Genomic DNA, 12,156 nt, shown 5'->3' on the forward strand with positions numbered 1-12,156 from the left:
ATACAGTTATAAAAGGAGAAGCTTGGGAGGTAAAAATTATGGTAAATAAACGGATTGAAAAGCTGCGAGAAAAAATGAGGGAAGCAGGAGTAAGCGCTTATTTAGTTCCCACATCAGATTTTCACCAGTCAGAATATGTAGGTCCTTATTTTAAGTGCAGAGAATATATTACGGGGTTTACTGGTTCAGCAGGTACTGCGGTTATTACAATGGATGAGGCCTGTCTGTGGACAGACGGAAGATATTTTGTTCAGGCTGAAAGACAGCTGGCAGGCAGTAACATTATTTTAATGAAAATGGGAGAAGAAGGCGTTCCCACAATAGAGGAGTATTTAAAACAACATTTAAACAAAAATAGTTGTCTGGGCTATGACGGAAAAGTAGTAGACAGGCAGTTGGGAGAAAAGCTGAGAAATTGCCTGGCAGACCAAAAGGTAAGCATCAGCAGCAACAGAGATTTGGTTGGAGAAATATGGGGGGATCGTCCTCTGCTTTTGGGAGAGCCATTTTGGATTCTGGGAGAAGACTATACAGGAGAATCGGCTTTGAGTAAGATTCGAAGACTGCGGGAGAAAATGAAGGAAGAAAACGCCACAGTTCACATGATTACTGTGTTAGACGATATTGTGTGGCTTTTAAATATACGAGGCACAGATATTCCGTGTAATCCTGTAGTTCTCAGCTTTCTGGCTATCACTGAAAATAAGGTTATTTTATTTATCAGGGAGGTTTCATTAAATAAAGAAAACAGAGAGTATTTAGAAAAAATAAATGTGCAAGTCAGGGATTATAATGAAATTTATCAGTTTGCCGCGGAACTTAAAAATGAAACAGTTCTGATGGAAAAGGCTAAGGTCAATGACTGTCTGTGGGAAAGCCTGGATCACACAAATAAAATTATAGATAAAATGAATCCTGTTTCTTTGATGAAGGCAGTAAAAAACCAAACAGAAATGGAGCATATCCGCCGTGTTCATATTAAGGACGGCACTGCAGTGACAAAGTTTATTTATTGGCTGAAGAAAAATATAGGGAAAATTCCTATGGACGAAATCAGCGTTTCTCAATATCTGGAAAAATTAAGAAGGCAGCAGGAAGGCTATATGGGAGACAGCTTTTCCACGATTTCAGCCTATGGCTCCAACGCCGCCATGTGTCATTACAGAGCTACAGAGGAAACAAATAAGGTTTTAGAGCCAAGAGGATTTTATTTAGTAGATTCCGGCGGACAGTACATGGGAGGCACAACAGATATTACAAGAACAGTGGCTATGGGGCCTTTAACAGAGGAAGAAAAAACCCACTTTACTTTAGTGGCAATCAGTATGCTGCGGATGGGCCACACCAAATTTTTGGCCGGCTGCAGCGGAGTCAATTTAGATTTGGCGGCCAGAGAGGTATTTTGGAAAAGAGGTCTGAATTTTAATCACGGCACCGGACATGGAGTCGGCTATATGTTAAACGTCCATGAGCGCCCCAATGCATTCCGCTGGAAAGAAATGTCAGGGACTGCCTGGGAATTTCAGGAAGGTATGCTGACTTCCGACGAGCCTGGCTATTATGTAGAGGGAAGCCACGGCATCCGCACAGAGAACCTGGTTCTCTGCCGAAAAGGCGAAAAAAATGCCTACGGCCAATTTATGGAATTTGAATTTGTAACCTTTGCCCCTATTGATTTGGACGCGCTGGATTTATCTTTAATGAGCCGGGAGGAAATTGCCTGGCTGAACGATTATCATAAACAGGTGTATGAAAAGATTTCTCCTTATTTAGATGAAGAAGAAAAAGAATGGCTGAGGGAAAGCACCAGAGAAGTAAACGTATAAAAACAAAGGGAGAGTGAAGCGAAATAGGTTTTTCCCTATTCCGCCTCACTCTCTACTTGAGTATATGGATGGTTAATTGCAGGCAAAATTATGTCTGTCAGGTCAGAGGTGCGCAGTTTTAAGCTGGATGTATTTACACAAGGGTGACAGCCAATGTAGGGCTGTGATAAAATATCCTTATCAATTAATAAGCGTACATTTAAATCCTTATCGTTCATCAGTCCTAGAACGCTTACTGAGCCGGGAGTAATATCTAAATACTTTTCCATGTATTCCGGTCCGGCAAAGGAAAGTCTGGCAGACTGAATCTGCTTAGACAAAAAAGCAGTTCTGAACTTCTTGCGGCCTGGCATCATAAGCAGATAAAAGCTGGTTTTCTGCGCGTTGCAGAGAAATAAATTTTTACATATTTCAATTCCCAACCGCTTGTCAATATCGTGGCACGCTTCTATAGAAGCAGTGGGAGAATGGTCCAGCCTTTCATAAGAAATATGCAGGTCATCCAGCAGATCGTAAGTTCTGACCTCTTTGGAAAGCCTGCCTGTCAAATCGGCAGGGCGGCCAGTATAAAGCGTTTCATCTATGAAAAATAAGTCTTCCATTTCTAATAAAACCTTTCTCTTTATTTTTACGGTTTATTATATAATAGGGAGAAAAAATTGGCAAGAGAAGAGCACACAGTTTGATATGTGAAAGGGAAAAACTTCTGGAGGTATCATAGCAATGAAAAAAGAAAAAGATACATCATTTAAAGCAAGAAATACCACAAGTAATAGGGCAAGAAATACAGCAAAAAGCACAGTGAGAAATACAGTAAAAAATACAGAGAAAAGTGCAGCGAAAAATACAGGCAGAAAAATATTATGTCCTGTTTCAGGAAAATGCGGAGGATGTCAGCATTTAGATATACCATATGAAAAACAGCTGGAAATGAAGCAAAAGCAGCTAGATGAGCTGTTAAAGGGAATCTGTAAGGTAAAGCTCATTATTGGCATGGAAAATCCTTTTTATTACAGGAACAAAGTACATGCAGTATTTACCCATGACCGGAAAGGGAATCCAATTTCCGGGATATATCAGGAGGGAAGCCACAAGGTAGTGCCTGTAGAAACTTGTCTGATAGAAGACCAGAAGGCGGATGAAATCATCGCTACTATACGAGGTATGCTGAAATCATTTAAAATCAGAACATACGACGAGGACACCCAATATGGCCTTCTGCGGCACGTGCTGGTAAAAAGGGGATTTGCCACAGGGGAAATTATGGTGGTGCTTGTGACTGCTTCCCCGGTATTTCCGTCTAAGAATAATTTTGTGAAGGCGCTGCGGCAAAAGCATCCTGAAATCACAACAATTATTCAGAATGTAAACGGCAGGGGAACTAGTATGGTGTTAGGAGATCAGGAGCACGTACTTTATGGCAAGGGCTATATTGAGGACATTTTATGCGGCTGCAGATTCCGCATTTCTTCTAAATCTTTTTACCAGATTAATCCTGTACAGACAGAGGCGCTTTATAATAAGGCTATGGATTTGGCCGGCCTGACAGGTAAGGAGACAGTGGTGGACGCTTACTGCGGAATCGGAACTATTGGAATTATTGCCAGCAAACATGCGGGAAAAGTAATTGGGGTGGAGTTAAACCCTGACGCTGTAAAAGACGCTGTCAACAACGGAAAATGTAACAAGGCAGACAATATTAGATTTTACTGCAACGACGCCGGCAAGTTTATGGTTCAAATGGCAGAACAGGGAGAAAAGGCAGACGTAGTTTTTATGGACCCGCCCCGGAGCGGCAGCACCCAGGTATTTATAGATTCTGTGGTGAAAATGGGCCCTAAAAAGGTAGTGTACATTTCCTGCGGCCCAGACACCCTGGCCAGGGATTTGCAGTATTTTAAGAAAAAAGGATATAAGGCGGAGGAGGCCTGGGGCGTGGATTTGTTTCCGTGGACAGGGCATTGCGAGGTTTGTGTGAAATTAGAAAGAATCAGAAAATAATTTTGAATACAAGAAAGCGGATACAAAAAAATGAATATTAAAACGTAAAATCTAGCCTCGTTTAGAAAAGCTGTAAGAGAGTTACAGGATGAATATAAAAAGTCACCATACAGATGGCCTTTTGTGTCATATAGATATTTATTTACTGGAGGTATTATGAAGAAATCTAAACAAGAAATTGCGGAAGATTTAGCAGATAGCTGGATATTAAAAGACATTAATCTGCCAATAGAATTTAAAGGTGATAATAAATCAATAATTTTTGAACTATTAAATGATGGATTGGTAAAGACATATAAACGGCATCAATTAATTTTACCGAATTTTAATAAAAATGAAACAGTGGCAGTATTCTCAGATTATGGAGGGGAAGAAAAAAATAGTAAGTTCTATACATATTCATTTGTTTTGACTGATTACAATGGTCTTGCTTTTTTTAGAGAACAAATGAAGATACTGAGGGAAAAATATGGAATGGGGAATCCGCATAAAGAGATTTCGTTTAAAGATGCACATTATGGGCCAATGATGAGGTGCATGGATGAATATCTAAGTCTGACTAATAATTTTGTGAATGGACTGCTTATAACTGTAGCAGTAAACAAAGAAATAATATCTTTATGTACAAGCGATAATAAGAAAGCATTAAAAAATATTACCGAATCAATAACAGAATATGAGTATGGAAAGTGGAAACCTTTTGTATTAGAGAAGTCAATGAGAATCATATATATTCTCACATATTTAATTAAACTGCTTGTTCCATCAGGTAAAAAGATATTTTGGATGCCAGATGATGATGCAACAATGGCCAATGAACGTAGAGCGGTGGATTTAACAAGAATGTTATCAAATGCGTTAAATTCGCTTAAAGATGCTCCTAAATATAAAACAATAGGTTATTCCATGAAACCGTTTAATACAGATGCATCATATTACATGACTGATTTATTAAGTCTTGCGGATTTAGCAGCTGGAAGTGTGGAACAGTATCTGACACATACAATAAATAATGATGAAATATTTTCAGACCTAGCAGAGAAGGTTTTAAAATGGCATTCAGTTCAAGGAATAGGATTAAAAAAATTAATATATGTGATTGAAAAAGAAAACAGCAAATTTCAAGGTGCATTTTTGCAGTTAGAAAATGAAGAATATAAAAGAAATGCAAATCCAGTTGATGTAATTTATAATGTAAATATCCATGATACAAAAGCAGAGTAGAAAAGTAGTATATAGTTGATGTTTTAAAAGGTGTTAAATATTCGGCGCCATCCAGACGATAAACCAACAATTTCTGAAATACTCAGATTTTTGATACAAGAAACTATCTGTAAATTGGTTAATAAAAAATATAATATTTCAATCCACAATTGATATTACATCAAAAGACATATGATTGTTTCCTATTAGGAACGCTGTAAATACAAGGCTTTTCGGAGCCTACGAACCACAAAAAATAATATTTGATCTATCACATTACACAAAAAGCCGTCCGGCGTTAAAATCGGGCGGCTTTTTTGCGTGGATAGACCGGAAGGAGGCAGAAAAATAATTACAGAAATTTAACCCGCAAAATTGTGCAACTTTCACGAGAAGGAGGATAGTGAATGGCAGATGAAAAATTGAACACAGGCCCCGGTGAGGAGAAACTCCCGGAGGCTCCCGCGCCTGTTACGGCTGACGGGCTCCAGGCTCCGGCTCCCGAACAGGCCGCCGCTCCCACACCCCAGCAGGAGGGGCCTGCCCAGCCCGAGCCCGGTGATGTGGTGGTGTCCTTTGACAAAATCAATGAGCTGATGAATGAAAAGCGGCAGACAGCCCGGGCCGAGGTAGAAAAAGAGGAGGCGGCAAAAGAGCCGGAGGAGAAAACGCAGGAGGAACCTCCCGCCGCTGGGGATGATGAACCGAAAAAGGCCCGTCGGGGCCGTCCCCCAAAAGAGGAAAAAGCGGAGCCTGCTGGCAAGGAGGCGGCGAAGCCCCGCAAGGGCCGCCCACCCAAGGCGGATAAGGCGGCCCCCGGCGAGGCCACGCCGACTAAGCGAGACAAATTGTCCCGAAGTGGAAAAAAGGCTGCGGAGGTTAAAGCTGCCCCCGAACCCGAAAAGGCCCCACCCGAAAATGCGGCTCCGGCCCCGGAACAGGCTCCGCCTGAGCCAGCCGCTCCACCCCGTCCTGTGGAGGAAGGAAAGCTGGTCTATCTGAAACTTTCCGAAATGCATCCGTTCCACACATTCCGTCCCCACCCGTTTAAGGTGCGGGACGATGCCAAAATGCAGGAAACGGTAGCGTCCATCAAGGCAAACGGCGTAATGGTTCCCGGCCTTGCCCGCCCGGAAAAAGACGGAAACGGTTATGAGATCGTGGCAGGCCATCGCCGCCATCATGGTTGTGAGCTGGCCGGGCTGGAGGAAATGCCCTTTATCGTCCGGGAAATGACCGACCACGAGGCGGTACAGGCCATGAAGGACAGCAACAAGCAGAGGGATCAGACGCTCCCCAGCGAACTGGCCGCCCTGTTGGAGCTGGAAGTGGAGGACATCAAGCACCAGGGCGGGCGGCTGAAAAATGTGGCCGAGGGCGATATTGGAAAGCGCTCCGTTGAGATCGTGGGTGAGGCGCACGACATGAACTATAAAAAGGTCATGCGTTATCTGCGGCTGAACTCCCTTGTGCCGGAACTGCTGGACAAGGTGGACGATAAAAAAATGGGCTTTATGCCCGCTGTGGAGATTTCCTATATCCGCCCCAAAAACCAGCGGCTGATCGCTGTTTCCATTGACGGAGAACAGGCATCCCCCTCTCTGGCCCAGGCGAAAAAGCTCCGGGAACTGGACAAGGACGGGAAACTCAATGGTGATGTCATTGATGGCATCTTATCAGAAAAGAAAAAGGAGGATCGAGGTGTGATTATTTCTACCGCTGAACTGGAAAAGTATTTTGGCAAGGAGGCCACTCCCGCCAAAATGAAGGAGCAGATCATGACTTTGCTGGACGAGTGGAAAGAGAAACAGCCGCCCGAACTGGCGAAGGCTCCGAAAAAGATGGAGCAGGACAAGTAACCACTTCGAGACATTTTGTCCCGAGGGCCCTGCCCTCCGCATCATGGCTCTGGTGGTATATATCCCCCGTCGCCGCCTGTGTTTTCGTACAGCCGGGAGCGGGCTGTCAAGGGTGCAACGCACCGCCGTTTTACGGCGGCTTGCCCTTGACGGTCTGCCCCGGCTGTGCTATTTCCCCGGCAAGCGGCGGGGGTATATCCTCCAGAGCCGCCCCCTTTCCCATGATTGGGAAAGGGCGGGGGGATTGGGCTGAACTTTCTTATTAAAATATCGGAGGTATTGACTATGAAGCGTCCCCTTGCATACATTACCGCCGCATGGTTGAGCGGCGACAGTGAAAACGCAGAACAGGCCGCCCGCTACTGCCGGGCGGTTTATGAGGCAGGCTTTTCCCCGATCTGCCCGCCCCTTTATCTGCCCCTGTTTCTCAATGACGCAGTACCCGAGGAGCATAAAAGCGGCATCGACATGGGCCGTGACCTCTTGCGCCGCTCCCATGTGCTGGTGGTCTGCGGCCACACCATGACCGAGGCCATGAAAAATGATATTGCCGTGGCCCAGCGGCTGGGAATTACCGCCACCACCCTTGAGGGCATCCTGACCGTCAAGGGACAGGGCAAACGCTGATGGAGTCTGTTTTTGAGGCTTTCATTTCAAATCCTGCCCTTTACAGTGCGGGGCATCTGGTGGGGGAAACGCTGCATTTCCCCACCAACACGGAGGAGGTGCAGTCCCTCTTAAAGCGGATCGGCGTGGACGGGGTGCGCTGCCAGGAATACTTTATTATCTCCTTTGACAGCGATATTCTCGGCCTTTATGACTATCTGGGCGAGTATGAAAACATTGACGAGCTCAACCACCTGGCCCATCTGCTGAAGGAGCTCTCCCCATCAGAACGGGAAACGCTGGAGGCGGTTATGGACAGCGGCCAGCATTGTGGCTCGGTGCAGGACTTGATCAACCTTACGCAAAATCTGGACTGCTACGACTTTCATCCCGGTGTGGACAATGAGGAAATGCTGGGCCGCCTTTATGTGGAGGATATGGAAAGTCTCGAAGTGCCGGACAATATAAAACCCTACTTTGACTTTGAAGCATACGGGCGGGACATTTCCATCAACGAAAACGGACACTTTGCACCGGGCGGCTATGTGACGAAGGTAAGTAACGATTTCCGGGAGGTCTACCACGGCCCCCAGGACATCCCCGCTGAACACAGGGTTTTTGCTTACCCCCAGCTTTCGATCCGGGAGCAGATGGCCGCTTATCAAGAGATTATTGACGGTTCCTCAAAGGAGGGGTTCCGGCGGCTGGCTGAAAAGCACCACGAGGAACGGTAACGGGACTTCGAGACAACTTGTCCCAAGGCGAAAGGAGGCGGTGTAACTGATTGATGAAGAAATTTCCCGGAGCTCCATAGCGGTTTCTGTCCGGGCCAGCAAGCTGACAGCCCGGGGGCTGGCCTATGTGCTCCGGGCGGCGGGCCGCCAGATCGCCAAACGGCATAAGAAAGCCCAAAGGCCCCACGGCAGGCAGAGCGTGAAAAAGCTCATGGCTCACGGCGAAAATGTAAACAGCATCGAGGTGGAGGCCCCGAAGCTCTTTGACCGTATGGCCCGCCGCTTCAATGTGGACTATGCCTTTTACAAAACCGGGCCGGACAAATACCTGCTGTTTTTCAAGGCGGGACAGGCAGACGCTATCACCGCCTGTTTTGAAAGCTATTCCCGGAAACTGCTTGGGAAGTCAAAATCCAGCCGCATCCCGATTAGGGAACAGCTCAAACAAGCGGCGGAACAGCTCGCCCAAGAAAAGCCCAAAGCACAGGAACGGGCAAAGGAGGTGGTTCGTGAAGAACGATAAAATCAAGAAATACCTCATTCCCAACATTCCCTACCTGTTCATTCTGTGGGCCTGTCTGAAATTGGGGACGGCCTACCGACTGGCGGCGGGTGCGGATTTTGCTCACAAGCTCCTTGGGCTGGGCCAGACCATCGGCCCGGCCTTTGCCGACTTTGCCCCGGGGCTCAACCCCTTTGACTGGCTCATCGGTATTGTGGGGGCGGCGGGCTTCCGCCTGCTGATCTATATGAAAAGCAGGAACGCAAAGAAATTCCGACGGGATGAGGAGTACGGATCAGCCCGTTGGGGCTGTCCGAAAGATATAGCCCCTTTCGTAGATCCAAAGTTTGAAAACAACATCATTCTGACCGGGACGGAGTTCCTTACCATGAATACCCGTCCGAAAAATCCCGCCAACGCCCGCAACCTCAATGCCTGTGTGATCGGTTCGTCCGGCTCCGGCAAAACCCGGTTCTGGCTTACCCCGCAGATTTTGCAGGCCAGCGCAGACAAAAACGGCGGATGCAGCTATGTGTGTGTCGATCCCAAAGGAGGCGTTCTCGGGCAGGTGGGCCACTTCCTGCAAAAGCGTGGGTATCGGATCAAGGTGTTCAATTCCATTGATTTCACAAAATCCATGCACTATAACCCGCTGGCATACATCCGCAACGAGGCCGACATTCTTAAATTTGTGGACGCTCTCATTTCTAACACCAAAGGCGAGGGCAAGGAAGGCGATCCGTTCTGGACAAGTGCGACTCGTTCGCTGACGGTAAAAAGTCAGCGGACAAGCAACAAAATACCGTTGTTTGGATAACTGGTAATTCGACAGGTGGAATGACGGGGTAACGCCCTGAAACGCCTGCCCTCGGTGGGCGTGCATCGGCAGCAAAGCCAGTGTACGAAGCCCCACGACAACGGCTGAGAGCAACCGTAGCCGCCGCCAACGGCGGCCGAAAGCGGTCTGGAGGCAGACTGTGTTGCCTATATGCCAAGGGTCTACAAAATACCCATGGTTAGAATGTTCGCCGTAGCGGGCGAACTGACGAATCCGCGAATGTACGGGTCTATAAGAAGACCATATAGAAATGTATGGGTGCGTTTAAGCGCAGCCGGTGTGGTTTAGTAGAAATTGGCCCTACGAACGACCATGTTGTGTTACAGGCACAACCCCGCCGGCAGGCTCATAGTGGAAACCTAAAGGTATAAATGCACAGATAGAGTTACCGGAACGAGGAAAGGCAGCGGCTTCCTTAAGGAAGAACCTGACGAAGAACAATAAGCAGGTGAACCGCTGCTGAAAAGTAGTGATCGAACCGAAGAAGTCCCTGTAATGGGGATGGAGGAATGGTCACAAGTCGAATTGTGGAAACAGGCATTATTCAATCCAATCATAAGGATTCGAGTAAGACCAAAAGGGTCACTTTTCTAAAACGGGAGGTGATGCCTTATGCCAAAAGAAAGGAAAAAAGTCCTGTGTATGGACGCCCAGCGGCACGCCGAGTATTACGGTATGCAGCAGACATTTGACGAACTGTATGCCAAAAGCAAAGCCAGAGAAGTATTCAACGGCCTGATGGAACTGGTACTAAGCCCGGACAACATCATGCTGGCATACAGGAATATCAAAACCAACACAGGCAGCTACACAGCAGGAACAGATAAGCAGAATATCGGTGACATTGGACGGCTTCCACCGGCTGAGGTCATCGGTAAGGTCAGAAAAATTGTCACAGGCAGCAAACACGGCTACCGTCCCAAACCAGTGCGCCGGAAGGACATCCCAAAGCCAAACGGAAAAACCAGGCCGCTAGGTATTCCCTGCATCTGGGACAGATTGGTGCAACAGTGCATCAAACAAATCCTGGAACCCATCTGTGAAGCTAAGTTCAGCAACAACAGCTATGGGTTCCGCCCAAATCGGTCAGTGGAGCACGCAATTTCCCGTACTTACTCCCTGCTGCAACGGGCGCATTTACACTATGTTTTGGAATTTGACATCAAAGGATTCTTTGACAATGTGAACCACAGCAAACTCATCAAGCAACTCTGGACGCTGGGCATCCAGGATAAACAGCTTCTGTTTGTCCTCAAGCGTATCCTGAAGGCTCCTATCCGTATGCCGGACGGCAGCACCGTCTACCCGACAAAGGGAACGCCCCAGGGTGGGATTATCTCCCCGCTGCTGGCAAACGTGGTGCTGAACGAACTTGACCACTGGGTGGATAGCCAATGGGTAGAACATCCCGTAGCAAACCGTTACGGCACGCATCGAATCATCCGTACTTCGGAGGTCTTTGACAAAAGTAAAGGCTACCAGAAAATGCGGGAGACAAACCTCAAGGAAATGTTCATCGTGCGCTATGCGGATGACTTCCGTATCTTCTGCCGAAATCGTGAGGACGCGGGGAAAACCATGGAGGCTGTTACAAAGTGGATTACCGAGCGACTGAAACTGGAAGTCTCTCCCGAGAAAACACGCATTGTCAACGTCCGTAAGCGATATTCTGAGTTCCTTGGTTTCAAAATCATGGTGTACCGCAAGGGTGAAAAGTATGTCGTGAAGTCCCATATCTGTGACAAAAAGCTACAGTTGGAAGAAAGCAAGCTGGTGGAACAGGCAAAGCGCATCGCAAAACCAGCCCATGGGCGAACACAACCGGACGAAATCGGCCTGTTTGACGAAATGGTGCTGGGTATCCAAAACTACTACAGGATTGCTACCTGTATCAGTCTGGACTGCCGAAAAATCCACCGCAGAGTCATGACAGTGCTGACCAACCGTTTGAACACGGAATCCGGCTGCCAGCTCGTCCGGGAGGGCGGTGCCATGACGGACAGCGAAAAGGAGCACTACGGTGCTTCCCAAATGGTGCGGTATGTGTCCGGTATCAACCGGCCAATCTACCCCATTGCGTTCATCAAGTATAAAACCGCAATCGGAATCAGCGCCGCCGTCTGCTGCTTTTCTCCGGCGGGGCGGAAAAAGATACACGATAATCTGGAGATGGATACAACCCTGTTTGCATATCTGCGGGAACATCCGACGGAGGGCCACAGCATGGAATATGCCGATTGCAGGCTCTCCCTGCTGTCAGCTCAAAAAGGCAAGTGTTCCGTCAGTGGCGAGTTGTTTCTGAATCCGGACAACATCGTGTGTCACATGAAAGTTCCAAAGGAGCAAGGCGGCCAGGAGCGATACAGCAATCTGGTGCTGCTCCACAGGCAGTATCTGCCCCTGCTGACCGACCAAGACGCTGCCGCTCTCAAGAGCATGTGCAAGCAACTGACTGTAACAAGAAAACAACTGACCAAAATCAACAGCCTGCGTACTGCTGCAAAACTGGTAGCAATCTAAAAAAAAACTTTCTATTGGTGATTGATTAAATGCCTGATAACACAATCGATGGAACGCCGGATGCGGT

Annotated in this window: 10 protein-coding genes; 9 read left to right on the forward strand and 1 reads right to left on the reverse strand. The window is 47.3% G+C overall.

The window, feature by feature from the left end:
- Nucleotides 1-38 precede the first annotated feature (38 nt).
- On the forward strand, nucleotides 39-1,826 hold the full coding sequence (locus C1A07_RS13845; RefSeq protein ID WP_101877621.1) for an aminopeptidase P family protein: 1,788 nt from the start codon (nucleotides 39-41) through the stop codon (nucleotides 1,824-1,826).
- A 35-nt stretch (nucleotides 1,827-1,861) separates the two neighbouring features.
- Here C1A07_RS13845 and C1A07_RS13850 read toward each other — a convergent pair whose 3' ends face one another.
- Nucleotides 1,862-2,428: a prolyl-tRNA synthetase associated domain-containing protein gene (locus tag C1A07_RS13850; protein WP_101877622.1), complete on the reverse strand. Its 567-nt coding sequence runs from the start codon at nucleotides 2,426-2,428 to the stop codon at nucleotides 1,862-1,864.
- Between the two features lie 121 nt (nucleotides 2,429-2,549).
- Between C1A07_RS13850 and rlmD the strand changes: the two genes are divergently transcribed.
- From rlmD to ltrA, 8 genes are all read left to right on the forward strand, one after another.
- Complete coding sequence (gene rlmD, locus C1A07_RS13855) at nucleotides 2,550-3,827, forward strand: 23S rRNA (uracil(1939)-C(5))-methyltransferase RlmD (protein ID WP_101877623.1); 1,278 nt, start codon at nucleotides 2,550-2,552, stop codon at nucleotides 3,825-3,827.
- 156 nt (nucleotides 3,828-3,983) lie between these two features.
- Complete coding sequence (locus C1A07_RS13860) at nucleotides 3,984-5,051, forward strand: hypothetical protein (protein WP_101877624.1); 1,068 nt, start codon at nucleotides 3,984-3,986, stop codon at nucleotides 5,049-5,051.
- Between the two features lie 386 nt (nucleotides 5,052-5,437).
- Nucleotides 5,438-6,889, forward strand: a complete 1,452-nt coding sequence (locus C1A07_RS13865) for a ParB/RepB/Spo0J family partition protein (protein ID WP_101877625.1) — start codon at nucleotides 5,438-5,440, stop codon at nucleotides 6,887-6,889.
- A 285-nt stretch (nucleotides 6,890-7,174) separates the two neighbouring features.
- Entirely contained in the window at nucleotides 7,175-7,516 is a 342-nt protein-coding gene (locus C1A07_RS13870) for a DUF7768 domain-containing protein (RefSeq protein WP_014080816.1), read from the forward strand.
- Complete coding sequence (locus tag C1A07_RS13875) at nucleotides 7,516-8,229, forward strand: antirestriction protein ArdA (RefSeq protein WP_101877626.1); 714 nt, start codon at nucleotides 7,516-7,518, stop codon at nucleotides 8,227-8,229. The genes C1A07_RS13870 and C1A07_RS13875 overlap by 1 nt, the downstream gene beginning before the upstream one ends.
- Nucleotides 8,230-8,356: 127 nt before the next feature.
- Complete coding sequence (locus tag C1A07_RS13880) at nucleotides 8,357-8,752, forward strand: PcfB family protein (protein ID WP_101877627.1); 396 nt, start codon at nucleotides 8,357-8,359, stop codon at nucleotides 8,750-8,752.
- Nucleotides 8,739-9,548 (forward strand): type IV secretory system conjugative DNA transfer family protein, encoded by an 810-nt coding sequence (locus C1A07_RS13885; RefSeq protein WP_101877628.1) that lies wholly within the window; start codon nucleotides 8,739-8,741, stop codon nucleotides 9,546-9,548. The genes C1A07_RS13880 and C1A07_RS13885 overlap by 14 nt, the downstream gene beginning before the upstream one ends.
- 633 nt (nucleotides 9,549-10,181) lie before the next feature.
- Nucleotides 10,182-12,089, forward strand: a complete 1,908-nt coding sequence (ltrA, locus tag C1A07_RS13895; RefSeq protein ID WP_101877629.1) for a group II intron reverse transcriptase/maturase — start codon at nucleotides 10,182-10,184, stop codon at nucleotides 12,087-12,089.
- Nucleotides 12,090-12,156 lie beyond the last annotated feature (67 nt).

Source organism: Lachnoclostridium edouardi, assembly GCF_900240245.1.
Lineage (GTDB): Bacteria > Bacillota > Clostridia > Lachnospirales > Lachnospiraceae > Lachnoclostridium_A > Lachnoclostridium_A edouardi.

Coding starts and splice junctions, on each gene's coding strand:
- C1A07_RS13845 (WP_101877621.1), top strand. CDS start 39: ATGGTAAATAAACGGATTGAAAAGCTGCGAGAAAAAATGAGGGAAGCA.
- C1A07_RS13860 (WP_101877624.1), top strand. CDS start 3,984: ATGAAGAAATCTAAACAAGAAATTGCGGAAGATTTAGCAGATAGCTGG.
- C1A07_RS13865 (WP_101877625.1), top strand. CDS start 5,438: ATGGCAGATGAAAAATTGAACACAGGCCCCGGTGAGGAGAAACTCCCG.
- C1A07_RS13850 (WP_101877622.1), bottom strand. CDS start 2,428: ATGGAAGACTTATTTTTCATAGATGAAACGCTTTATACTGGCCGCCCT.
- ltrA (WP_101877629.1), top strand. CDS start 10,182: ATGCCAAAAGAAAGGAAAAAAGTCCTGTGTATGGACGCCCAGCGGCAC.
- C1A07_RS13870 (WP_014080816.1), top strand. CDS start 7,175: ATGAAGCGTCCCCTTGCATACATTACCGCCGCATGGTTGAGCGGCGAC.
- C1A07_RS13875 (WP_101877626.1), top strand. CDS start 7,516: ATGGAGTCTGTTTTTGAGGCTTTCATTTCAAATCCTGCCCTTTACAGT.
- rlmD (WP_101877623.1), top strand. CDS start 2,550: ATGAAAAAAGAAAAAGATACATCATTTAAAGCAAGAAATACCACAAGT.